This is a genomic window from Saccharospirillaceae bacterium, assembly GCA_022448365.1.
Lineage (GTDB): Bacteria > Pseudomonadota > Gammaproteobacteria > Pseudomonadales > Oceanobacteraceae > Bacterioplanoides.
On sequence record JAKVCS010000001.1, the window covers coordinates 154,858 to 178,994 of the forward strand.

The following is a 24,137-nucleotide window of genomic DNA, read 5'->3' on the forward strand; positions in this document are numbered from 1 at the left end:
TTTGGGCTGATTTACGTTCAGAGGAATTTATTTCGGGGAATTGACCAGCGCGACGTGATCGATGAGGCCACGGCCATTAATCGCCTGCGTCCTTTTTTAATACCAGAATACGGTTATTAGCGGGCATGGCGATGTCTTTTACCAATCGTAATTTTTCTTTACGGGCGGCCAGAATAATTTGCTCGAAGTCTTTAATTCCAGACTCCGGATCACGCTCCCTTAACCAACGATCAAGGTCCCGATTGCCATCGCTGGTAAATTGTCCATCGTAATTATAGGGGCCGTAAAACAAGGCGACGCCCGAATTTTTCAGCACCCGACTAATACCGGTCATCATGGCGCGAACGCTTGCCCAGCTGACGTAATGCACCAGATTGGCACTGAATACCGCATCCACCTGCTTTACAGGCCAAAGGTCCTGAGCAATATCGAGTACCAGCGGCGGTAGAAAGTTGTCTTGTGCTGTTCGCTCTCGCCAGGCATTAATGCCCTCGATGGTGTGGGCTAAGTCGGAGGGTTGCCAAATAATATCTGCCAGGACGGTGCTGAAATAACTGGCATGCTGACCAGTGCCACTGCCCAACTCAAGCACCATCGAGTGTTGCGCAATTTCCTGCTGCAACACATCGGCGATGGGTTTCTGATTACGCAAACAAGTTGGCGAGACAGGTAAGTCTTCCGCCAGCAGCGCTTCGAGCTGTGACGTAACAGCTGTCACCATGATTAACTCTCCCATGAATCCGGGACCCATTATCTGAAGGAGTATGTCATAGCGACACCGCAGCACAAGTAATGTTAAGAAAAACACCGTTACAGCCGGGCAAACGTATCGTCAGCACAAAAGCGATTGAAAACTCCGCGTCGTAAACAAGCCAACAAGCACAGAAAACAGTCCTCACTGCATTGCCGCAAACAGTTCCAGCCTTTAAAATTGCGGGTCATTTGAATCTATATGGGCAAATAAGACGCATGCGCGCTACTCAATTCCTGATTGCAACCGAAAAAGAAACCCCGGCTGATGCAGTGGTTGTCAGCCACCAGCTGATGCTGCGCTCCGGCATGATCCGTAAACTGGCCGCAGGCCTGTACAACTGGATGCCCCTGGGTTTACGTACTCTGCGAAAAGTAGAGGCCATTGTGCGCGAAGAAATGAACCGCGCCGGTGCGATGGAAGTGTTGATGCCCGCCGTTCAACCGGCTGAGCTTTGGGAAGAAAGTGGTCGTTGGCAGCAATACGGCGGTGAATTGCTGCGTCTGAAAGATCGCCATAGCCGTGACTTCTGTGTTGGTCCAACCCACGAAGAGGTGATCACCGATCTGGTTCGGAACAACATCAGCAGCTACAAACAACTGCCGTTGAACATGTATCAGATTCAGACCAAATTCCGTGACGAAACCCGTCCGCGTTTCGGTGTGATGCGCTCTCGTGAATTCATCATGAAAGACGCTTACTCGTTCCACTCCGACGAAGCATGTCTGGAAAACACCTACCAGGCGATGCACAAAGCCTATACCCGCATCTTCACACGCCTGGGCCTGGATTTCCGTCCGGTATGGGCCGATACCGGTTCCATCGGTGGTGCCAAATCTCACGAGTTCCACGTATTGGCCGAATCTGGTGAAGATGATATTGCCTTCTCTAACGCCAGTGATTACGCAGCAAACGTTGAGTTGGCTGAAGCACTGGCACCTGCCGGTGAGCGCCCTGCCGCAACGGAAGACATGCGTGAAGTTGATACGCCAAATGCCAAAACCATCGATGAGCTGGTTGAGCAGTTTGGTCTGGCGATTGAGAAAACCATCAAAACCCTGATTGTTCGTGGTGAAGCGGATGAAGACGGCAACCAGCCGTTAATCGCTCTGCTGGTTCGTGGCGATCATGAACTGAATGAAATCAAAGCCGAAAAGCTGGAAGGCGTTGCCAATCCGCTGCAATTTGCTGGCGAAGAAGAAATCCGTGCGGCCATCGGTGCGGGTCCGGGTTCTTTAGGTCCGGTGGGTATGAACATCCGCATCGTTGCGGATCGCGCAGTTACTCATTGTTCTGACTTCGGTGCCGGTGCGAACACTGATGGCAAACACCTGTTTGGTATTAACTGGGAGCGTGATTTACCGCTGCCGGAAGTGGCTGATCTGCGTAATGTCGTCGCCGGTGATCCAAGCCCTTGTGGCAACGGCACACTGGAAATTAAACGTGGTATCGAGGTTGGTCATATTTTCCAGCTGGGTACCAAGTACTCAGAAGCGATGAAAGCGTCCGTCCTGAACGTGAATGGTAAAGATCAGACCCTGATTATGGGCTGTTACGGAATTGGCGTTACCCGTGTTGTTGCCGCAGCCATTGAACAGAATAACGACGACAACGGTATCATCTGGCCAGACGCCATTGCACCTTTCCAGGTCGGTATTGTGCCAATGAACCTGCATCGCTCTGAAGCGGTTCAGCAAGCCACTGAAAAACTGTACACCGAACTGACCGAAGCCGGTTTCGACGTGTTCCTGGATGATCGCGATAAGAAAACCAGCCCGGGCGTTAAATTCGCGGATATGGAATTGATGGGCATTCCACACCGTATCGTTATTTCAGACCGTGGTCTTGAAGCCGGCACGCTGGAATATAAAGCCCGCCGTGCGGAAGACAAACAGGATCTGGCGGCAGACTCTGTGGTTGAATTCCTAAAAGAAAACGTTCAACGGTAATTAGCATTAAGGAAAGCGCAGATGAAACGACTTAACCAAAACGTTTTTTCTGCGCTTTTTTTATGCCTGTTATTGATCACCATCTCCCCTTTAGTTCACGCCAATAAAGCTTCATCGAACAAACCCAAAGTTGATAGCGAACTGCGCGATGCATTACGTAACGCGGTTAATGATGCCACCTCATTTGAGGATGAATTCGCGGCGCAAGTCTGGCTGGTAGATATGTCGACACGCTTAAAACGTTATATCAAAGACGATAAAAAGCGACTCGATTTTCTCCGCATGGTGCATCAGGAAGCCTCTCGTGCCAATTTATCACCGGAGCTGGTGATGGCTTTGATTCACGTTGAAAGTGGTTTTCAGCGTTTTGCATTATCAGTGGTGGGTGCCCAGGGGTATATGCAGGTCATGCCATTCTGGAAAAAAGAGATTGGTCGCCTGGACGATAACCTGATGAAGACCCGTACCAATTTGCGCTATGGCTGTACCATTCTTAAGCACTATTTGAAACGCGAAAAAGGCGACTGGATCCGCGCGTTAGCCCGTTATAACGGCAGCCTGGGACGGACCAAATATCCCGAAAAAGTCATGATATTCTGGGAGAAATACTGGTTTATTGATCATCGCTGATGCCAGATTGCATCCGGTTCAATCGGACAACTGTGGCTTCGGGGCAAATATTGACCGGTCTGATCCAGCAGTTCTAACTCCCCCACTTTTTCGCGGTGAAGACGGACAACCGCATTACGGAAACGTCCGAACATGCGTTTTATCTGATGGTATTTCCCTTCTTTTAATACGACCCGCGCAGACTTAGGACCGGTTATTTCCAACACGGCAGGTTGTGTGGTGATATTTTCGTACGGAAAATACATCCCTTTAGCAAAAGCACTGACATACTCGTCGCTGAGATCATTTTCCAGCTCCACGCTATACACTTTTTCGACTTTAGCTTCGGGTGCCATGATTTTTTCAGACCAGCGACTGTCATTGGTTAATAACAGCAGGCCACTGGTATTGCGATCCAGTCGGCCAACAATATGCAATTCCTGCTTACGTGGATGATCAATCAGATCAAGAACGGTTTTATGCACATCGTCCCTGGTTGCACTGACCACCCCTACCGGTTTGTTCAGCATCAGATACAGCGGTGTATTTTGCTGCAAAACAGTCTCACCACAGGTATCGGCATCAACAACGATGCGACTGAACTCATCGATCTGAAAAGCCGGATCGTTGATGACATCACCATTCACCCTAACCCGTCCCGCAGCTAGCAACGGTCGCAGGTTATTACGGCTGATGCTCAGGGTTCGACTCAGAAACCGGTCGAGACGACCTCGTTTGTTATTCATAGATACGCTAATGGCAATGGTGGAAAAAACAGACGGCGCTATTTTAGAACAATTGCGGCCGTCTGTTGAGTGAGCCATTCAGGCGCTTACTCTCTGTTTATAAATCCTTCATTGCCGAGATGGTATCCTGCAGCACTTTCTTTGCGTCGCCGGCAACCATCAAGGAGTTATCGCGAATGAACAGTTCATTCGGGATACCGGCAAAACCGGGCGACAAACCACGCTTCACCACCACCACCGTTCGGGCGTTATGAACGTCCAGAATCGGCATACCAAAGATAGGAGAAGCCGGATCTTGAGCGGCTGCCGGATTCACAACATCGTTGGCACCCAACACAATCGCCACATCGGTTTGTGAAAATTCGGGGTTAATAGCGTCCATTTCGACCAACTGCTCGTAGGGCACTTCAGCTTCCGCCAACAACACGTTCATATGACCAGGCATACGACCAGCAACTGGATGAATGGCGTACTTAACAACCGCACCCTGAGCTTCAAGCATATTGGCCAGTTCCCGGGTAGCATGCTGCGCCTGAGCAACCGCCAAACCATATCCTGGAACAAATACCACGTTTTGCGCGCCATCCAGCAACATCGCCAGTTCATCCGCCGAAGAAAACTTCACTTTGCCTTCGTAAAACGCGTCGTTCTCAGAGCGGCTGATACCGGCCGTTTCAGCCATCGAGCCACCAAACAGCACATTGGTCAGTGAACGGTTCATCGCTTTACACATGATGCTGGTTAAGATGATACCGGATGCACCCACCAGCGAGCCGGTGATAATCAGGCCATTGTTCTCAAGCACAAAACCTGCTGCGGCCCCGGCCAACCCGGAATATGAGTTCAGCAAGGCCACCACCACGGGCATATCGGCACCACCAATTGGCATCACCAGACAAACCCCCAACACCAGACACAGAATTATCAAACCAGCGATCAGCAAATCAGAGTTCAGCGGATCAACGGCGGCAAAATATCCGGCACCGGCGATTAACAGCAGCAGACACAGTTTTACTACCCACTTGAATAAATGCACCTGGCTGGAATCACCAATTTTTCCCTTTAATTTACCCACCGCAATAAAGGAACCCGTCAGTGTCACAGCACCAATTAAAATCGATAGAATTACGGCAATCGACCAATCGTACGCGGGTACAAATTCACCCAATTCTGCCAGTTTCTGACTTTCCAGATAGTTTGCTGAAGCCACTAACAAAGACGCACCACCACCAATACCATTTAATGCTGCAACCAGCTCCGGCATATCGGTTATGGCAACTTTTTTCGCCAGCAAAGCACCCATTGCGCCGCCAATTAACACACCGATCATAATGTATTCATACGACACAACGTTATGATCTGATAAAGCAACAATGACCGCGATTAACATCCCGGTAGCCGACATCCGATTCCCACGCACGGCGGTTTTAGGTGTCGTCATACCTTTAATGCCAAGAATAAACAGAACCGCTGCAACCAGATAACCCAAATTAATTAATGTATCCATGAGTTAATGACTCCTTACTTCTTTTTAAACATATTCAGCATGCGGTCGGTCACCATAAACCCCGCCACAATATTGATGGTGGCTAACGCAATTGCCGAAACACCTAATACCGTTGACAAAACCGTGGTGTGCTCACTCCCCCCCGAACTGATAATTGCGCCCACAACCACAATCCCAGAAATGGCGTTGGTACCACTCATCAGTGGGGTATGAAGCGTAGGCGGAACTTTATTAATTACTTCGACACCAACAAATACAGCGAGTACGAAAATAGTCAGACTCATGATAAACATTTCCATGACACATATTCCCTCAGACGATTGATTCGATTTCAGTTTCAGATAAAGTTTGTTGAATCTTCTGGCGTAATCCCGGGTGTTTTATATCACCGTTTTCGGTCACCAGTGTGGCAGCCACAATGTCATCATCAGGATTCACGCTAAGCTCACCATCGGAGACCATGTTCAGCAGAAAAGTAGTTATATTTTTTGCCAATAATTGCGATGCATGAACCGGGACACGACCCGGGTGATCGGTGTAACCAATAATGGTGACACCATCGACATAAACTTTTTGGTCAGCAACGGTCCCTTCAACATTGCCACCCCGCTCGGCCGCCAGGTCAACCACCACAGAACCTTTTTTCATACAGGTCAACATGTCACGGGTAATCAGCCGTGGACTGGGTTTTCCCGGTATCGCCGCGGTGGTGATAACCAAGTCAGCCTGGGAGATTTTGGTGCTCATCTGTTCCCGTTGCTGGCGATAAAAGGCTTGGGATTTTTCGCTGGCGTAACCAGACTCGTTACCGCTTTCGGTTTCCAGATCAAATTCCACAAACTTAGCTCCCAACGATTCAACCTGCTCGCGAACCTCCGAACGAGTGTCGTACGCCTCTACCACTGCCCCTAAACGGCGTGCGGTTGAAATAGCCATCAAACCCGCCACACCGGCACCAATGACAAAGACCCGGGCCGGATGAATAGTTCCAGCTGCTGTCATCAACATCGGGAAATACTGAGGCAGCGCCATGGCACCGGCCAATACCGAGCGATAACCACTGATGGCCCCCATGGAGCTTAATACGTCCATGGATTGGGCCCTGGTAGTACGGGGGATAAACTCCAACGCAAATGAGCGGATGTTTTGCTCTGCCAACTGGCTTATTAAAGGCAGATTAAACCAGGCATCTAACAGACAGATCAGGGTCGTGTGTTCTTTTAACAAAAACACCTCCTGATCCAGAGGCTGACGCACTTTCAGGATGATATCGGCCTGCTGATACAACGACTCGGCGGTTGGTGCGATACTGGCACCGCAGTTACGATATTCATCGTCGGCAAAATGCGCTTGATCACCCGCTCCCTGCTGAACAACCACCTCAAAGCCATTATCGATCAGCATCTGAATACCCGAAGGTATTAATGCCACCCGGGCTTCTCCAGGAAATATTTCCTTGGGCACTCCAATCAACATAATAAAAACTCCTTATATTTTATAAATTAATAAAGACGTGAGATTAAAAGTTTCAGAAAAACAGAAGCCATCGGGAATTGAGAATTCAATTCCCGGGTTCAGCGTTTATTTCATAAATAGTTATTACTTATACGATAAGATTAATCGCGTTTAATCAGCCATGGTGATATTGGCTACTGATAATGGCCGATGATCCAGCCACTGTATTTTCAGGCGACTTCAGACCCAGCGTAGTAAGCGTTTGCTGTCGGATATCACGTAATAATTTGCCATCCTCGATCAGAGACTCTCCATAAGAAGGCAACAGCAATTTCAATCGATGTTTCCAGCCTGCCTGCATCCTGAGTGCAAAACATTTTTCCAATACCTCGATCATTGCCCGGGTCGCAACCGAAGCACCGGGAGATGCACCCAATAACGCCGCCAGCGAACCGTCTGCGGCAGCGACCAGTTCCGTACCGAATTCCAGTTTTCCCTTACCATCTGCGTCTTTCTTGATGATCTGCACTCGTTGACCGGCATCGACGAGGAACCAGTCATCGGTTTTGGCAGCCGGATAATACTGCTTTAAGGTCGCCATCCGATCTTCATGAGACTGCATAACTTCACGGATAAGATATCGCGTCAGATCCATATTTTTCAGGCCAACTTCGACCATCGGTTTCAGGTTATTTAGACGCACCGACCTGATTAAATCCAACTTCGAACCCGCTTTCAGAAATTGCGTGGTAAAACCTGCATAGGGGCCAAACAAGAGCGCCGGTTTACCATTAATCATGCGCGTATCGAGGTGAGGTACCGACATCGGCGGCGCACCAATCGCAGCTTTGCCGTATACCTTAGCGTGATGACGAGCGACAACCTTCGGGTTTTGACACACCAGCCATTGACCAGACACCGGGAAACCACCATAGCCCTTGCCTTCCGGGATGCCCGATTTCTGCAACAATGGCAAAGCAGCGCCACCAGCCCCCAGGAAAACAAACTGACTATCGATCGTTTGTTTATCTCCGGTAATATTATTTTTAATTTCAACCTGCCAGCGCTTGCTGGCTGTTTTTCTCAATGCGCCGACTTCATGATCCAGCATCAGCTCGAAATGATTTTGCTGTTGCAGATTTTTCACCAGGTGGCGAGTCAGCGAACCAAAATCGATGTCAGCACCATAAGCAACACGGGTTGCAGCAACAGGATCACCATCCGGACGCTGATCCATGACCAGCGGCATCCACTGCTTCAAAACCTCAGCATCATCGCTGAATTCCATATCGGCAAATAAATGATGTGCCGATAATTTTTCAAAGCGCTCACGCAGGAAGGCGACATTTTCTTCGCCCCAAACGAAGCTGATGTGCGGAGTGGGATTAATAAACGCCTGTGGCGATGGCAGATCGCCAGTAGCGATTAATGATGACCATAATTGCAGCGATAATTCAAAGTTCGAATTAATTGTTAATGCGCGATTAATTTCCACCGCCCTTTTTCCATTGTCAGCCGCTAACACTTCGGGAGTGTAATTCAGTTCACAATATCCGGCGTGACCGGTTCCGGCATTATTCCAGCCGTCAGTACTTTCGCCAGCAACGGAATGAAGTCGCTCGACCATCAGGATATTGATCGACGGCTCCAGTTTCTTAAGTAAAGTAGCCAACGTTGTACTCATCACACCACTGCCGACTAACAATGCATCAACTTTCTTCGCTGTCATGGTGATTTCTCCTGTAGGTGAAAATCATGTTTCCTGATGGTGCGGATCTGCACACGATTACAATGGGCTTGTGGCCCTACCCGCCAATAGCAGGTTCGAGGTGGAGTTATACGGATCCAATAAGTTGGTCGCAATAGCAAACGCAGGTTGTAATCAGTAGAGTTTTTTATGCCTGTTATAAGCTATTGCTTATACATACAATTCTTTGCATTGGTTTTTTGTTATGATCCAGCTTGCAGCGCCTGAAACGGAACTATGACTTAAGCCGGGCACAAGAAGGGTTTAAAACGAAGAAATTCAGCTCATTTTATTGAAGAATTCCGCGATTGCATCGGTGGATGCCTTTACCGCATCGGGTTTGTGGACCAGCAAAGCAGTGCACAAAGCTGTAGGATATGGATACAAAATGTCGGTTCGCTCATTGCGCTGGTCTATAATATCCCGTGAATTAATCTCCCGAATGACCTCAGAAACGAATACATGAAAATCATCGAACTTCGCGAATATAAAATTAAGTCGGGCAAAACACAGGAATGGCTGGAACTGATGGGTACCGAAATTCTGCCCTACCAACGCCATAAAGGCATGAACGTACTCAATACTTACCTACAAACAGACGACGAGGGTAACGACTATTTCGTCTGGCTCCGGGAGTTTGAAAATGAGGAGTCACGACAGCGACTTTACGCTGAAACGTATGACGATTGGTGGAAAACTGAAATGAGAGGCAGAGTTTTCAGCCTGATTGAAGAAAGTGCTGTCAGTGTAAAACTGTTAAAACCGCTGGATATGTAATCGTTATTTCGCGTTAAATACGCCCAACAAAATGCCCAGAGTAAAAACTGCGCAATAAAACCCCCGATCTGTTTCCAGACCGGGGTTTTAAAAGACAGAGAAAAAACGGAATTAAATAATTCCTTTCTCCTGCAGTTCCGCAATCAGGCTATCCAGAGACTCCTGATCCGCGGCCAGGCTGATATCAGCGCCGTCTGCACCACCGGCAACCAGAGCAACCAGACCCGCAGCTTTCAGTAGTTCTGCATTCTCGGCTGTTGCGATGCCAGATACGCGACCCATTTCAAACAGACGACGATCCAGTTTCAGAGCAACGTCTTCGGCGTTTGCTGCGTTGATGGCAACAACGGCTGGCTTCTGACCGAAACGTGCGGCTTTCTCTTCCGCCGACACTGGGTGTGCATCACCCTCACTATCCTGAGCCTCACCAACAATCATACCAGCGCCAACAGTTACGTTGGTCAGACGGTCAATCACGATAAAACCACCCGTTGCGCGGTTTTTCTGATACGGGTCGAAGGCCACCGGTTTAGTCAGCGCCACTTCACAGAGCGCAATCTCGTTCAGTTTGACTTCGTCCGCTTCGTGGTGATCCATGGTGTTAACATCCACACGATGGTGAATCTTAGACACAGCTCCCTGGGACATCTGTGAAGCAAATTTAATGTCGTAAGGTTTACCCGGAACCAATGCGTCTTCGGCCATCCATACGATGTCGGCGTTCAACTTGCTCGATACTGTGGGTACATCGTCGATATGAACCAGCGTATCACCGCGGGATACGTCAATTTCATCTTTCAGGGTGATGGTCACCGCCTGATCGATGAATGCTTCGTCCTGGTCACCCTCGTAGGTCACAATCTTATCGACGGTGCTGGTTTTGCGCGAAGGCAACGCCATTACGCTGTCGCCCGGGCGAATGGAACCCGATGCCACGGTGCCACAGAAACCACGGAAATCCAGGTTGGGACGATTTACGTATTGAACCGGGAAGCGGAAATTCTGCAGATTTTTATCAGCCGAAATTTCTGCCGTTTCCAGAATTTCCATCAATGTTTTGTCGGTATACCAGTTGGAGCGCTCGGTACGGTTAACAATATTGTCCCCGTCTAGCGCAGAAATTGGCACACACTTGATGTCGCTCAGATTCAGGTTTTCAGCAAACTTGAGGTAATCCGCCTTGATCTCTTCGAAGCGCTCTTCGGAGAAATCCAGCAGATCCATTTTATTCACGGCAACAACGACGTGTTTGATACCCAGCAGTGACGCGATGTAGGAGTGACGCTTGGTCTGCGTCTGAACACCGTAGCGGGCATCGATCAGGATGATCGCCAGATCACAGGTCGAAGCACCGGTGGCCATGTTACGGGTGTACTGCTCGTGTCCAGGCGTGTCGGCAATGATGAACTTACGCTTCTCAGTGGAGAAATAACGGTAAGCCACATCGATGGTGATACCTTGCTCACGCTCAGCGGCCAAGCCGTCTACCAACAGTGCCAGGTCGATTTTGTCGCCCTGAGTGCCGGATTTTGCTGAGTCATTTTCAACCGCTGCCAGCTGATCTTCAAAGATCATCTTGGAATCGTATAACAAACGGCCAATCAGAGTAGACTTACCGTCATCGACGTTACCGCAAGTCAGAAAGCGCAACAGTTCTTTGTTTTCGTGTTGCTTCAGATACGCCAGGATATCTTCTGCAATCAGGTTTGATTGGTGTGACATTAGAAGTACCCCTCTTGTTTTTTCTTCTCCATGGAACCGGATGAATCGTGGTCAATCGCCCGACCCTGACGCTCTGACGTAGTGGTCAGCAGCATTTCCTGAATAATCTCAGGCAGAGTGTTGGCGGTGGATTCCACGGCACCGGTTAATGGGTAACAACCCAGGGTACGGAAGCGAACCATTTTATTCTCAGGCACTTCGCCTTCGTTTAACGGCATACGCTCATCGTCAACCATGATCAGCATGCCATCACGCTCAACCACAGGACGTTCTTCTGCCAGGTACAGACCTGGAATTTCGATGTTTTCCATGTAGATGTACTGCCAGATATCCAGCTCAGTCCAGTTGGATAATGGGAATACACGGATGGATTCACCTTTGTTTACTTTACCGTTGTAGATGTTCCACAGTTCAGGACGCTGGTTTTTCGGGTCCCAACGGTGGTTTTCATCACGGAAGGAGTACACACGCTCTTTCGCACGGGATTTTTCTTCATCACGACGCGCACCACCAAAGGCCGCATCAAAGCCCCATTTGTCCAGCGCTTGTTTCAGCGCCTGGGTTTTCATGATGTCAGTGTGCTTGGAAGAACCATGGGTGAACGGGCCTACGCCCTGCGCCAGACCTTCCGGATTAGTATGAACCAGCAGTTCCATACCAACGGTTTCCGCCATTTTGTCGCGGAACTCGATCATTTCTTTGAACTTCCACTTAGTATCCACGTGCATCAGTGGAAATGGTGGTTTACCCGGATAAAAAGCTTTTCGGGCCAGGTGCAGCATTACCGCGGAATCTTTACCCACGGAATACAGCATTACCGGATTATCAAACTCTGCAGCGACTTCACGGATGATGTGAATACTTTCCGCTTCGAGCTGTTTTAGATGCGTCAGATTGTAGTCAGTCATGGTTGCTCTTCTGCTTCCGAGCTATCCCTCAGGGACATGATCGGAGTTACTTTTCGCCTAATTTAGATGGACGCGACTATATCAAGAGGTGAGATATATAAGAAGGTATGTTCGATAACATTTAGCTATATGGATATAGGCAGCTTGTCGTATCATTTCCCCGGCCCGGAACTTACCATTGTCGCCAAGCCACAGGCAGAACGGCGGTCGTCTGTTTCCGCACTAAACCGGCCCGACTGCGCTCCCCATAAAACCCGAATCACAGGGACAACGTATGAGTGAAATAGCAATCCGCATCGCAACACCCAGCGGTGACCTGGAAGCCCGAGTGGATAACGCGGGCAGCGACGGTTTTCTGATGTGTCACCCTCACCCCTTGTTTGATGGCAGTATGAATAACAAAGTGGTGACCACTGCCACTCGTGCAGCCGCAGGTCTTGGGCTATCGACACTGCGTTTCAATTTTCGCGGAGTTGGCAGCAGTTCAGGTGAACACGATCACGGCCAAGGCGAAGTCGATGATGTGCTTGCCGCGCTGAGATTCGCCCGACAGGAACTGGGCTGGAGCAAAATCTATCTCGGTGGTTTTTCGTTTGGCGCCGGAATGGCTTGTCTGGCTTCCTGCCAACAACCAGAGCTAATATCCGGGCTGTTTCTGGTGGCACCAGCGGTTCATCACTTTGACGCCCCCAACGCACTCCCCTATGAATTCGAAAGTCATGTGTATATGGGCGATGCCGATGAAGTTGTTCCTTTTGACGAAGTGGACGACTGGATTGAACGACTGGTTCCACAGCCGCATTGGCGGGTTTTCAGCGATGGCAGCCACTTCTTTCACGGCCGCCTGACCGACTTTAAACAATCATTGATTCAGGATCTGGAGGTGCTGATCTGATCGCTCAATCCCGACGTTTATGCCACGACGTAAGCCGCACTACAAAAAAGTGCGGTTTTAGGTTAAATTGCGCCCCCTGAAATTTGCCCCAAGGCTTGCCAAAACGGCTTTTACGAGGAAAACACCGTGTCGACATCTCCAGGTTCTACTCCATGGGAACTTTACCAAGAAGACTTAAAACGCGACGACTTCTCTTACGATGCCGCTCAGGAAATGGCTGTCAAACATCTGCAGCGCCTGTATGAAGACCTGGTAGCCGATTATAAAGCTCAGAAAAACAAGGGCTTTGTGTCCAAGTTACTGACCAAGAAGAAGCAGAAAGAACCGATTAAAGGTCTGTACTTCTGGGGGGGCGTTGGCCGTGGCAAAACCTATCTGGTTGACACCTTTTATGATGCACTGCCGTTCGAGCGTAAAATGCGAACGCATTTCCACCGCTTTATGCAACGTGTTCACGCCGACCTCACCAAACTGACCGGCGCAAAGAACCCGCTGGAAACAGTTGCTGATCAGATTGCCGAAGAAGCGGTGGTTATCTGCTTCGATGAATTCTTCGTCTCTGATATTGGTGACGCCATGATCCTTGGCGGCCTGATGCAGGAACTGTTTGCTCGTGGTGTCACTCTGGTATCGACCTCCAACATTATTCCCGATGGTCTGTACAAAGACGGGCTGCAACGGGATCGGTTTATCCCGGCGATTAAATTGCTGAACAAATACACTGAAGTTGTGAACGTCGATAGCGGCGTGGACTATCGACTGCGTACTCTTGAGCAGGCCGAGTTGTATCATTACCCGCTGGACAACAGCGCCGAAGCGTCACTGCAAAAAAGCTTCGATAGCCTGGCACCCGACGGTAAACACACCGAAACCAACGTTGATGTGGAGATTCTTGGTCGTAACATTCCGGCCAAAGCCATCTGTGATGACGTTGCCTGGTTTGAGTTTGAAGGCCTATGTGATGGCCCTCGATCTCAAAACGATTACATCGAACTGGGTAAACTGTTCCATGCAATTCTGATTTCCAACGTGCCGGTAATGGGCACCAAAAATGATGATCTGGCGCGCCGTTATATCAACCTGATTGATGAATTCTACGATCGTGGCGTCAAAGTCATTATGTCAGCAGATGCGCCGATTCATGAAATTTATGGCAAAGGCAAACTGGAGTTTGAATTCCAGCGCACCACCTCTCGTATGCTGGAAATGCAATCTCACGATTATTTAGCTCGCGAACATAAAGCGGATTAGTTCGTTTCTTGCTTATCGTTTCAATAAATCAGTGAAAAAATAAGCAGCTTACTCAAGCTGCTTATTTTTTATACCCACGGTAACAAGGAAATACCGCATCATGACACCAGTTAAGCTGTCTTTTCTGAAACAACGATTCAGGCAACAGTTTCGTCTCGTCCTTCTCATTGCCACAATCGTTGCCATTATTGAAGTTATTAACCTATTGACGCTGAGAAGCCTGAACCAATTGGCGTTAATTCCACGTGACTTTACCCGGCTGCCTTTTATTATCACCACACCACTGCTGCATAAAGATGCCTGGCACTTCCTGTCAAACATCATCCCCTTTATGATCCTTTCGTTTTTAACGCTGCAATACGGTCGAAAAACGTACGTTACTGTCTTACTTACCGGAGTTATTTCAACGGGCATCGGTGTCTGGTTATTTGCCCGTGGAATACCTCACATGGGTCTCAACAGTCTGGTGTATGCACTGTTTGGTTTTTTACTGTTGAGCGGTATTCGCACCCGGCAATTAACACACCTGGCGATTTCATTCGTGACACTGCTGGGATACGGCGGCCTGGTACTGGGCCTGTTACCAATGAACGCCTATATTTCCTGGGAAAGTAACATTTTCGGCGTCCTGACTGGTCTGATATGCGCATTTTTCCTGCATAAAATGCCCAAAAAAGAAGTGACTCTGGAGATGTAAGATATACGGCCAATACCGGCATGCAACACGCATTAGCACTCGGTGTAATTGACCGCTAAACCTCCCAGTGAGGTCTCTTTATATTTTTCCGACATTTCTAATCCGGTTTGCTTCATAGCAGCGACGCAATTATCCAGTGACATCACATGCCGGCCAGTGTCGCGGATGGCCAGTGATGCTGCGGTATAGGCTTTTAATGCACCAAAACCATTTCGTTCTATGCAGGGAATCTGAACCAGGCCTTTCACCGGATCGCAAGTCATACCCAGATGATGCTCAAGCGCAATTTCGGCAGCATGCTCAATCTGTTCCGCACTGCCACCCATAACAGCACACAATCCTGCCGCGGCCATTGCACTGGCAGAACCGACCTCACCCTGGCACCCTACTTCAGCGCCCGAAATCGAGCTTTTGTGTTTAATAATTCCGCCGATTGCCGCCGCAGTCAGCAAAAAATCCTGTATCTGTCGCTCGGACAATTGCTTATTCCGCCAGACGTAATACAACACCGCAGGAATTACCCCCGCCGCACCATTGGTCGGTGCAGTCACCACGGCATGGCCAGCCGCGTTTTCTTCATTGACTGCCATTGCATAAGCGCACAACCACTCGTGTAATTGCGCATTTTCCTCACACTGCTGTAACTGCCGTATTAAGCGCTGCGCACGACGTTGTACTTTCAGACCGCCAGGTAACTCACCTTCGCAGTTTAAACCGCTTTCGAGGCACACCTTCATGGCTTGCCAGATTTCGTTCAGGCCTTTATCCAGACACTCATCGGTCCAATGAAAATGTTCATTCTGGCGCTTCATCTCGGCAATGGTCAGGCCGTTTTTGTGTGCCATTTCTACCATTGAGGCGGCACTGTCAAAAGGGAACGGGTATTGACTGGCGGGCAGTAATTTAAGTGGCGCTACCAGACCCTGCAATTCCGCACGGTTATGGATAAATCCGCCACCGATCGAGAAATAATGTTCGTGGCGAACCAACTCATCCCGATTATTACGGAGTTCAAACAGCATCGCATTGGGGTGCTCCGGCAAACGTAGCTTGGTAGCAAACACCACATCATCAAAGAAACAAAAGTTGAACCAGTGCCCACCGTGATCAAAACCATCGAGTTGCTGCAAACGGCCGACTTCAGCTTCAATGTTGATGTGGGCTAACCGATCTGGACGATGCCCGTGCAATCCAAGTAATACCGCTTTATCAGTGGCATGGCCACGCCCGGTTAGTGCCAGTGAGCCACCCAGAATACAACGCACGTGCATACCAGGGGATACGGTTTCCAGCGGCGCTAAAACCTCGTCACGAAAGCGACACGCGGCCAGCATCGGACCAACGGTGTGTGAGCTGGACGGGCCGATACCCGGCTTAAACAAATCAAGCGTACTGATGAACATAAAGACTCCTCCGTACCGAGCCTGCTTGTCATCTCCAGTATCCGCCATCTGTGGTAAATTGCCAGAAGGCAACTTACATTACTCAATATCCTCAGTGAGAATGCCCTTAGTTCACTGACATTAATGGTCATTTGCTTCGAAATACCACCCGATATTCAATGAAATGAGGCTGTAGGTGTCTTCCAGATCTGTTTTCGTTTCGACCATTGTCTGAACATACCAAAACTGATGAACCACCCTCCAGCCTATATTTGCTCCCAATAGCGGTTTCATTTTATTCGATCGTGAGCGTACCTTGCGATCTGAGTCTTGTGCATCAAAACAAATATCTGTTTTTTTCTTACACACTACTTTCTGATGCTGCTGCAGACGAAGTCCAACTCTTGGCTCAAGAAAGAAACCGCGAAATTGATTCCGACTCCCTGTTTTACTCCAAGAGAAATCGATGTCGTAATTAACGTCGACCGGTTTCTCACTTACCGGAGTTAAGACCTCTATTTCAGTGGAATTCTTCTGAAAATAAATTTGCTGAAGGTAGTCCTGAGTTTGACGAAACACCAGGAAATTCAGGCCATAGCGATCGTTGCTGTCTTCAAACACATGATTGGACCATCCGGCACCAACACCATAGGAAACAGACGAATGAGCTGTTGCAGCATCATCCGCCCTGACCATGTCAGCACTGGCGGAAAAAATACCTAACGCTGCCACAATAGGCAGTACTTTCATCAAGCCTGTCATGGTGTAATCCTGCTATTACATGGCAGCAAGTGAGGCTCAACCATATTCAGCTCCACATGAGCCTGAAGACTGCCAATAAAGCCTGTTACCCTCGCCCGCTCTCCGAGCTGAGAAATTGGACCCGAGGTCGATATTTGTTTTTCACATACCTGATCGAAACGAATATCCTGAATACTGCCATCAATCTTTATCAGGGTTGCCTGAGTGGGGTCTTTATCAAAATACTGAACAACCAAACCTTCGTTTATCCAGAAATACTGCGCCCGACTAACCATAATGTTTCCATCCCATACACCGAAAGGAAAAGTGGGTGACTGGGATTGTACGGAGAATAGAGGGTCCAAACTATCAAACCGGCGCATGGACAGAGAAACACTGATATTTTCGCAAGTATTCTGCGACGCGGAGTAATCTCCGGTGAGGCTCAGCACCGCCCAGATTACACCATCGAACGAAGGTAGTATTTCCCGGTACTGGCAAGCGTCGCTATTATCCAAAAGCATCTCTTCGTTACCATTACTTAAGGTGAAACGAATGAGCTGCTGGTACCCGGGATAACGTGATCTGGGAATACCTGCAATCAGGTAGTCAAATGTTTCGGAAAAATACAAAGGATGCGCATCTGTAACAGAAATCTGCTGAAAGTCAGTTCCATCCTTATTCAGCTGATACAAGTAAGTTTGGTTATCAGATCTTTTATTGGTTGAACCAAAATCCATTACAGAAGCAAGGAGCGACAGTCTGACCGGCTCACTTAAATTAGTAAAGCATTAGCAAGTGCTCGCTCTTGCTTACACTCAAGAGTTTAATGTAACTGCAATTCAATAATTAATGGCAAGTGATCCGAGCCAATATCGTCTCCGGTACGTAACTCCGAGACAGTGATTGCATCACTTGCCAGACAATGATCGATGGGAATCATCAGGGCTGGCCATTTTAACTGAGCTGGCCACGTCGGCAGAATGCCGAAGCCATTACGGCAATTGCTTAACCCGGAGAGCTCGATGCTCTGATTAAAGGCCGAAGACCAGGGCGTGATATTAAAATCGCCCAGCATAATCACTGGTCCGCTTTGTTGTGCTGCTGTTGCAGCCGCCTGCAACAGCTGAGTATCGCGCTGTTGCATCATGTCTTTTGTGATGGGTGGCAATGGATGGGTTGCCAGCAAGGTAATGCCCTGGCCTTGCCACTGATAGTTCAGCATTAAGCTGGGTAAACCACGATTGCCCCAGTAGCGAACTTCGGCTTTATCGAGGTACAACTTGCTGAAAACCGCAATGCCGAAGTTATCATTGCGAGCGATGGCTTTTTCAAACGGGTACGTTGTTTTGATGGTTTGCAGAGAGTTCAGCCAGGCATCATTTATTTCCAACAGCACCAGAATATCCGGAGATTCCTGTTGAATCAGATCAATCAGCCGCTGATGTTCGCTGTTGGCGGAGTTGACGTTACTTAGCAGGATTTTATGGGCGCTATTTTCCGATATTTGGCCAGAAGAAGTTGACGGGCTTTTCGATAAATACAAAGGCGCAATCGTATAACCATTAATAATCAGCAGCAGGCCTGCTGCCAGGCTTCTGAATTTGTCTTTTTGCAGCACAAATATCGTCAGGCAGACCAGTGCTCCGATTTATATAGTACTTTGGATAGTTATCTATATTCATATTAAATTCTCTAGAAAAATAAACCGGTCAATGAATTACTGCATCCCCGAAACTCGATACTGATCCGCCAGCTGGCTATAACCCAAACCGTTTTCCTTGCGCACTTCGATCTGCAATGGAATCCTTTCTTTCAACGCTTCTACGTGAGAAATAACACCAATCATTTTTCCGCTGGCGTTTAAATTATCCAGTGCATTCAGCGCCACTTCTAAGGTTTCTGCATCAAGAGTACCGAAGCCTTCATCGAGGAATAAAGAATCAATGCGAGTTTTATGGCTAACTAAATCTGATAGCGCTAACGCTAACGCCAAACTCACCAAGAAACTCTCACCACCAGATAAGGTTTTGGTATCGCGGGCAGTATCGCCTAGCCAGGTGTCCAGTACTTCCAGGCTTAATGCCTGATCGGCCTTACGTTTCAGCTGATAACGCGCATGCAAGCGATCCAATTGTTGATTGGCCAGGTAAATTAAATGATCCAGGGTTAAACCTTGAGCAAACTTACGGAACTTGTCGCCTTTGGCCGAGCCAATCAACTCATTTAATTGCCGCCAACTGGTGACACTTTGTTGCTGTATGGCGATTTTTTCAAATAGTGTTTTCTGACTGGCCCGTTGCTCCTCTTCACGAGATAAAGTTGCGCTTATTTCTCCCAATCGCTGTTGTTGCTGTGCCAGTTGTTGCTCGGTAGCATCAAGGTTTTCAGCCAATTGCTGCAGCGACAATTCCGTTTTGGGCCCCGCTAACAGTGACTGCAATGATTTATCGACTTGTTGCTCCACCGCTAAAGCCCGCTCTAACGCTTGCTCCAGGCTGTTTTTAAGCTCCGTTAATTGCTGGCGCTTTTCATCGCTTAACAACGCCTGGGTGAATTGCCCGACGTCGTCAAAATCACTCTGTTGTAACTGGTGTTGCCATTCGTCGTTTCGAGCGACCAGTTGCTTACTCACGTCGCTTGACGTGTTTTGCAGCTGTTGAATTTCACCCTGTAAACCACTGAGATATTGCTGGTTTTGCTGTAGGGTTTGCTCAGCAGCAGACAACTGTTGGCTAAGTTGTTTGGTTTGTTCACTAAGCAGCTGCTTTTCTTTCGCAGGGTCTTTATCAGCAAACAATTTCTGACGTTGTTGTTGTAACTCTGTCAGCTGTTGGTTACAGTCCTTTAATACAGTTTCGGAGCCAGTCGCAATTTTTTGCTGTTCGGTTAATTGCTGTGCAGCCAGGTCGATTTGTTTTTCCGCAACGCTGATGGTCTGTTGCAGTTGCTGAAGCAACTCACTCTGACTGGCAAATTGTTGTGCTCGCTGTTGTTGCTCATCAAGCCACAGTTGCTGCTCTTCATCATCTGGCAAGGTTAATTCAAATGCGGTCAGTGATTGATTCAGGTGTTGCTCAAGTTCAGCCAAGACCTTTTGTTGTTCAGATACCTTCGCTTCAATTTCGCTTAACTGCTGCTGGCAGTGTTGGCTTTGTTGTTGTGCCTGTAGCGTCTGGTGTTCTGCCGCCTGTTGATCGACATTCGCTTTATTTAGTAACTGTGTTTGCTCTTGCAGCTGAGCATTCAGAGAATCGAGACGTTTGATCAGGTTATGTAATTGATCACCCTGTTCCTGATGTTTCTCCATCCAGCCCTCAAACGGCTGTTGCTCAGCAATTGTCAGCGTCAATGATAAAGGCAGTGCTGCTTGTTGCCAGTTTTCCTGCCAGTTATTAAGTTGCTGCTCAATCTCGGATAACTGCTGTTGCTGATGTTCAATCTGCAGTTGGCTTTTTTCCAACTCAGTTTTAAGTTCAGTACCTTGTTGTTTTAACTGCTCTAATAATTGTTCCGCTTCAATCAGTTGGGTCTGATATTGGTCGGGATGCTGATTAGCGTAGTCGCTGATTTTTGGATGCTGTTGTGAGCCACATAACGGGCAATCTTCGCCCGGCTGTAATTGCGCACGATAATGGCTTAAATCAGCAATCTGACGTTGTTGTTCGACAATGATTTTGAGTTGTTCGACCTGTACCTTTTGCTGTTTATATTGGCCACGTAATGCTTGTCGATGAGTATCTTTTTCCGCCTGATGTTGTTGCTGTGTGGCGATATCGGCTCGCAACTGTTGCTGCTTCATTGCCGCTTTTATAAATAACGGCTGAATGGTTTTTAATTGCTCAATCGCCGGGCGCTGTTGTTGCCAATCTTCGTAACGCTGGTGTAACTGTGGTTCGCTGAAATCCACTAATAACTGCGCACGTTTGTTCTCTAGCTGCAGGCACACCTGCTCACTGTCCTGGCGTATCTGTTGCGATTTAGCCAGCTGCTCAGATAGGTGGTGAATCTGCTGCTGATGCCTTTTTAATTCGTCTTGTTGAGATAACAACTGACGCTGTAAACCTTGCTGTTGCACCATCCCGTCACTGCGTTGTTGCAGCTGTTGTTGCCATAACGGCAGCTGGCTGGCTAGTGTTTGCCAGGGATGCTGCTGTAACCAATCCTGCAGCGTTATTTGCTGACTAATATCCTGCTGCTGTTGCCGGGTTAATTCCGCATGTTGGCTTTGCAGTTGGGTTAACTTCTGTTGTTGTTCCTGACAGTCGTTTTGTTGCTGTGCCTGCTGTGAAGTTTGCTGAGTAATCTGTAGATCCAGCGGCATCACCTGATCATGAATCAGCTGCTCGGTTTGTTGCTGCAACTGCTGATGCTGCTGGAATTGCTGAGTCTGTTCTGTAACTGCTTGCTGCTGTTTATCGCCGGTTGCCTGAGCTTCACTGAGCAGTGTTTGTTTTTCGTTCAGCTGGCGTTGCTGAGTTTCAGACTGGGCCGTCAGTTGCTGTAATTGCTTATACACCGGCTGAATTTTCTGGGCTGGAATATCACGCTGTAAGGCATCTAATTCGGTTTGTTGCTGCTGCCGGGTCTGCTTCACTTCGGCAACTGCTGCGCTGGCCTGCTTCAGCTGCTGTTGCAAATCGCTGCATTGCTGACGCCATTGATGCTGTTGCTGCCAGGACTTTTGTTGAGCAGATTGTTGTTGAATCTCAGCCTTCAGTTCAGCTTTTTGCTCATTCAACCTTTCGATCTCTTCCGCAGGCAATAACTGCATTCCCTCAACTTTGGCTTGCAGTCGATCTAATATTTGTTCCTGGTCGCGAGTATCCTCGTATACTCGTTGTGAAATTTCACCGTAAATTTCGGTGCCGGTCAGTTCTTCTAATAACTCTGCTCTTTCATTGGCAGAGGCCTGCAAGAATGCAGCAAACCCGCCTTGGGCCAATAACATCGATTTGGTAAAACGCTGAAAATCCAAACCAGTTAATTCACTGGTCAGACGTAATTTATCACCGATTTTATCGGTAATAATTTTGTTCTGTTCGGCTTCGCTATCACCACTGACTTTCACCAGCTCGACTTTTGGCGGCTGTAATTTACCCTCACTGCTGCCCCGGGCACGGCGCTGTGACCAGAAAGCACGATAACATTCATTGCCGGCTTTGCCCTTAACCTCGAATTCCACTTCCGCCAGAGACTCAGCGGTATGACGGGTCATTAACTGGTTTTCATTGATCGATACACTCAACCTCGGGGTTTCGTGATACAACGCTAAACAAATAGCATCCAGCAGACTGCTTTTACCAGCGCCGGTAGCTCCGGTGATAGCAAATAAGCCGTTATCGAGGAACTCATCGTTGGTGAAATCAATTTTCCATTCACCTTTGAGGGAATTAATATTTTTTAACCGCAAGGATAAAATTCTCACGCGTTATTCTCCTGCAGCTTTGTGCCCGACTGCGCTTTATTTGCAGCAACTTCTTTCTCATCCGCCTTTTTTTCGTCTTCTGAAGGCGACTGAATACTATCCACCACCTGATTAAACAACCCGGTTAATGTCTGTAATTGTTCTTCTTCCAAAGTTTCGCTCAGTTCGGACTGCTCTAAACAAGCTTCAAATACATCACTGATTTCCAGCTCTGCCAGAGTTTCCTTGCTCGACTGCTGCAAGCTTCTCTCCTGCTGGGTGCGTTTTCGTCTGACCCGGAGAATTTCAAGCCGTAATACATCGGTGTGTTGCTGAATCTGCTTTTGCAGATCAGAGATATATTGGTCAGCATCAATCACCACTTCTAGCCAGGGCATCAGTGGATCTTCTTCGCCGTGCTCGGCGATGCTTTCTAATAGCTTCGGCAGTTCATCTAATGTGCATTGCAGTGACTTCAGTCGACGAAACAACGGTATTTCCAGTGGCGTTACCTGAGTTAATTCACCGTCATTGAAATCCGCCAGCAGTACTTGCTTAGCAGCCGATGATTCATCAAAGCTCAATGGAATGGGCGAGCCGCTGTAACGGATATGTTCGCTGTTGGCGACTTTTTGTGGCCGATGCAAATGGCCCAATGCAATGTAGTCTGCCTTAGGAAATAGCCCCGCAGGAAAGGCATCCAGTGTGCCGATATAGAGTTCCCGTACTGATTCTGACAACTGACCGCCAACGCAAGTCATATGGCCGGTAGCGAGAATTGGTAATAAATATCCCTGTTGTTTTACCTGCTGCTCTGCCTTTTTCTCAGCCAGCTGAAATAAGTCGAGGTAATGGTCGCTCATCGCTTTCATTAGCTGCTGTTGTTTATCCTGAGACGAATCACCAGCACGGCTTTTTACAAGGTCACGCTGACGCAAAAACGGAATGGCGCATAAAATTCCGCCTACGTCCCCATTGCGATTTTTCAGCGTTAAAATCTGATCTTGCGGATCTTCGGTGACAGTCGCGGTAACCGAGGCATTGAGGCAAGCCAGCAACTCGCGAGACTCGTGCAAGGTTGCGACCGAATCGTGGTTCCCCCCCAACACCACCAACTGACAGCCCGTGTTCTGCATTGCCGCCACAAACTGGCTGTAGCGGGCCCGGGCGTAACTTGGTGGCGTGCCGGTATCAAAGATATCACCAGCGATGATCAGCGCATCGACCTGGTGCTCCTCAACCTGCCCCAGCAGCCAGTCAATAAATGCCGCATGTTCCTCATCTCGGCTATTACCGAAGAAGTGTTGGCCTAAGTGCCAATCTGAAGTGTGCAGCACCCGCAGTTGTGGCGTGCCCTGCTCAGTAGATTGCACTTCATCAGGCTCAGAGGATTGCAATGTATCCGGCTGTGTAGACTGGGGAGTCAGATCCAGAGAACTCTGGGGATTATCGATATTGGAGGGGGAGTGAGTGCTGGCCATGAAGATCCGTCGAGAGCGAAGCGATTTAATGGCCGAATTGTATCATCTTTGGGAGTTGCATTCAGACTAGCTAGCTTCGTCCTAACAACTTAGCTGATTGAAGAATTGTTGA

Annotated in this window: 20 protein-coding genes; 6 read left to right on the top strand and 14 right to left on the bottom strand. The window is 48.5% G+C overall.

From position 1 onward, the window contains the following. Positions 1–76 precede the first annotated feature (76 nt). Complete coding sequence (locus MK185_00670) at positions 77–721, bottom strand: class I SAM-dependent methyltransferase (protein ID MCH2039134.1); 645 nt, start codon at positions 719–721, stop codon at positions 77–79. A 248-nt stretch (positions 722–969) separates the two neighbouring features. Between MK185_00670 and MK185_00675 the strand changes: the two genes are divergently transcribed. After that, positions 970–2,700 carry a proline--tRNA ligase gene (locus tag MK185_00675; protein MCH2039135.1) on the top strand — a complete coding sequence of 577 codons (1,731 nt, stop codon included), beginning with the start codon at positions 970–972 and terminating at the stop codon, positions 2,698–2,700. Between the two features lie 21 nt (positions 2,701–2,721). After that, positions 2,722–3,330, top strand: a complete 609-nt coding sequence (locus MK185_00680) for a lytic transglycosylase domain-containing protein (GenBank protein ID MCH2039136.1) — start codon at positions 2,722–2,724, stop codon at positions 3,328–3,330. Here the strand turns inward: MK185_00680 and MK185_00685 are convergent. The 5 genes from MK185_00685 to mqo form a co-directional block, all read right to left on the bottom strand. Further along, entirely contained in the window at positions 3,321–4,055 is a 735-nt protein-coding gene (locus MK185_00685; protein MCH2039137.1) for a pseudouridine synthase, read from the bottom strand. The two genes, MK185_00680 and MK185_00685, sit on opposite strands and share 10 nt — an antisense overlap. A gap of 97 nt (positions 4,056–4,152) precedes the next feature. Next, the gene (locus MK185_00690) at positions 4,153–5,562 is read right to left on the bottom strand and encodes an NAD(P)(+) transhydrogenase (Re/Si-specific) subunit beta (protein MCH2039138.1); all 1,410 of its coding nucleotides are present in this window, start codon (positions 5,560–5,562) and stop codon (positions 4,153–4,155) included. A 14-nt stretch (positions 5,563–5,576) separates the two neighbouring features. Next, on the bottom strand, positions 5,577–5,861 hold the full coding sequence (locus tag MK185_00695; protein MCH2039139.1) for an NAD(P) transhydrogenase subunit alpha: 285 nt from the start codon (positions 5,859–5,861) through the stop codon (positions 5,577–5,579). Positions 5,862–5,874: 13 nt separating this feature from the next. Then, a complete protein-coding gene (locus MK185_00700) occupies positions 5,875–7,038 on the bottom strand; it encodes a Re/Si-specific NAD(P)(+) transhydrogenase subunit alpha (protein ID MCH2039140.1) in 1,164 nt (387 codons plus the stop codon). Between the two features lie 154 nt (positions 7,039–7,192). Then, entirely contained in the window at positions 7,193–8,746 is a 1,554-nt protein-coding gene (gene mqo / locus MK185_00705; GenBank protein ID MCH2039141.1) for a malate dehydrogenase (quinone), read from the bottom strand. 480 nt (positions 8,747–9,226) lie between these two features. On the opposite strand from mqo, the gene MK185_00710 reads away from it, so the two are divergent. After that, complete coding sequence (locus MK185_00710; GenBank protein MCH2039142.1) at positions 9,227–9,541, top strand: NIPSNAP family protein; 315 nt, start codon at positions 9,227–9,229, stop codon at positions 9,539–9,541. Between the two features lie 111 nt (positions 9,542–9,652). Here MK185_00710 and cysN read toward each other — a convergent pair whose 3' ends face one another. Continuing rightward, positions 9,653–11,263 carry a sulfate adenylyltransferase subunit CysN gene (gene cysN, locus MK185_00715; GenBank protein MCH2039143.1) on the bottom strand — a complete coding sequence of 537 codons (1,611 nt, stop codon included), beginning with the start codon at positions 11,261–11,263 and terminating at the stop codon, positions 9,653–9,655. Next, positions 11,263–12,171, bottom strand: a complete 909-nt coding sequence (gene cysD / locus MK185_00720; protein ID MCH2039144.1) for a sulfate adenylyltransferase subunit CysD — start codon at positions 12,169–12,171, stop codon at positions 11,263–11,265. The genes cysN and cysD overlap by 1 nt, the downstream gene beginning before the upstream one ends. 274 nt (positions 12,172–12,445) lie before the next feature. Here cysD and MK185_00725 point away from each other — a divergent pair, with 274 nt between their 5' ends. The 3 genes from MK185_00725 (at position 12,446) to MK185_00735 (ending at position 15,014) form a co-directional block, all read left to right on the top strand. Further along, a complete protein-coding gene (locus MK185_00725) occupies positions 12,446–13,066 on the top strand; it encodes an alpha/beta fold hydrolase (protein MCH2039145.1) in 621 nt (206 codons plus the stop codon). 126 nt (positions 13,067–13,192) lie between these two features. Beyond that, entirely contained in the window at positions 13,193–14,317 is a 1,125-nt protein-coding gene (locus MK185_00730; protein MCH2039146.1) for an AFG1 family ATPase, read from the top strand. Between the two features lie 100 nt (positions 14,318–14,417). Then, positions 14,418–15,014 (top strand): rhomboid family intramembrane serine protease, encoded by a 597-nt coding sequence (locus tag MK185_00735; protein MCH2039147.1) that lies wholly within the window; start codon positions 14,418–14,420, stop codon positions 15,012–15,014. Between the two features lie 32 nt (positions 15,015–15,046). On the opposite strand, the gene MK185_00740 is transcribed toward MK185_00735, so the two are convergent. From MK185_00740 to sbcD, 6 genes are all read right to left on the bottom strand, one after another. Then, positions 15,047–16,417 (bottom strand): L-serine ammonia-lyase, encoded by a 1,371-nt coding sequence (locus MK185_00740; GenBank protein ID MCH2039148.1) that lies wholly within the window; start codon positions 16,415–16,417, stop codon positions 15,047–15,049. A 120-nt stretch (positions 16,418–16,537) separates the two neighbouring features. Beyond that, entirely contained in the window at positions 16,538–17,158 is a 621-nt protein-coding gene (locus MK185_00745) for a hypothetical protein (protein ID MCH2039149.1), read from the bottom strand. Then, positions 17,155–17,832, bottom strand: coding sequence for a hypothetical protein (locus MK185_00750; protein ID MCH2039150.1), 678 nt, complete (start codon positions 17,830–17,832; stop codon positions 17,155–17,157). Before MK185_00750 ends, MK185_00745 begins: the two co-directional genes overlap by 4 nt. Positions 17,833–17,963: 131 nt before the next feature. Then, positions 17,964–18,758: an endonuclease/exonuclease/phosphatase family protein gene (locus MK185_00755; protein ID MCH2039151.1), complete on the bottom strand. Its 795-nt coding sequence runs from the start codon at positions 18,756–18,758 to the stop codon at positions 17,964–17,966. Between the two features lie 99 nt (positions 18,759–18,857). Continuing rightward, positions 18,858–22,565: an AAA family ATPase gene (locus tag MK185_00760; protein ID MCH2039152.1), complete on the bottom strand. Its 3,708-nt coding sequence runs from the start codon at positions 22,563–22,565 to the stop codon at positions 18,858–18,860. Then, positions 22,562–24,025 (bottom strand): exonuclease subunit SbcD, encoded by a 1,464-nt coding sequence (sbcD, locus tag MK185_00765; GenBank protein ID MCH2039153.1) that lies wholly within the window; start codon positions 24,023–24,025, stop codon positions 22,562–22,564. Before sbcD ends, MK185_00760 begins: the two co-directional genes overlap by 4 nt. Positions 24,026–24,137 lie beyond the last annotated feature (112 nt).

Excerpts from the sequence above, each read along its gene's own strand:
- MK185_00675 (MCH2039135.1), top strand. The coding sequence starts at position 970 with ATGCGCGCTACTCAATTCCTGATTGCAACCGAAAAAGAAACCCCGGCT.
- MK185_00700 (MCH2039140.1), bottom strand. The coding sequence starts at position 7,038 with ATGTTGATTGGAGTGCCCAAGGAAATATTTCCTGGAGAAGCCCGGGTG.
- MK185_00710 (MCH2039142.1), top strand. The coding sequence starts at position 9,227 with ATGAAAATCATCGAACTTCGCGAATATAAAATTAAGTCGGGCAAAACA.
- MK185_00745 (MCH2039149.1), bottom strand. The coding sequence starts at position 17,158 with ATGACAGGCTTGATGAAAGTACTGCCTATTGTGGCAGCGTTAGGTATT.
- cysD (MCH2039144.1), bottom strand. The coding sequence starts at position 12,171 with ATGACTGACTACAATCTGACGCATCTAAAACAGCTCGAAGCGGAAAGT.
- MK185_00695 (MCH2039139.1), bottom strand. The coding sequence starts at position 5,861 with ATGGAAATGTTTATCATGAGTCTGACTATTTTCGTACTCGCTGTATTT.
- MK185_00690 (MCH2039138.1), bottom strand. The coding sequence starts at position 5,562 with ATGGATACATTAATTAATTTGGGTTATCTGGTTGCAGCGGTTCTGTTT.
- mqo (MCH2039141.1), bottom strand. The coding sequence starts at position 8,746 with ATGACAGCGAAGAAAGTTGATGCATTGTTAGTCGGCAGTGGTGTGATG.
- MK185_00680 (MCH2039136.1), top strand. The coding sequence starts at position 2,722 with ATGAAACGACTTAACCAAAACGTTTTTTCTGCGCTTTTTTTATGCCTG.
- MK185_00725 (MCH2039145.1), top strand. The coding sequence starts at position 12,446 with ATGAGTGAAATAGCAATCCGCATCGCAACACCCAGCGGTGACCTGGAA.
- sbcD (MCH2039153.1), bottom strand. The coding sequence starts at position 24,025 with ATGGCCAGCACTCACTCCCCCTCCAATATCGATAATCCCCAGAGTTCT.
- MK185_00735 (MCH2039147.1), top strand. The coding sequence starts at position 14,418 with ATGACACCAGTTAAGCTGTCTTTTCTGAAACAACGATTCAGGCAACAG.
- cysN (MCH2039143.1), bottom strand. The coding sequence starts at position 11,263 with ATGTCACACCAATCAAACCTGATTGCAGAAGATATCCTGGCGTATCTG.
- MK185_00740 (MCH2039148.1), bottom strand. The coding sequence starts at position 16,417 with ATGTTCATCAGTACGCTTGATTTGTTTAAGCCGGGTATCGGCCCGTCC.
- MK185_00685 (MCH2039137.1), bottom strand. The coding sequence starts at position 4,055 with ATGAATAACAAACGAGGTCGTCTCGACCGGTTTCTGAGTCGAACCCTG.
- MK185_00670 (MCH2039134.1), bottom strand. The coding sequence starts at position 721 with ATGGTGACAGCTGTTACGTCACAGCTCGAAGCGCTGCTGGCGGAAGAC.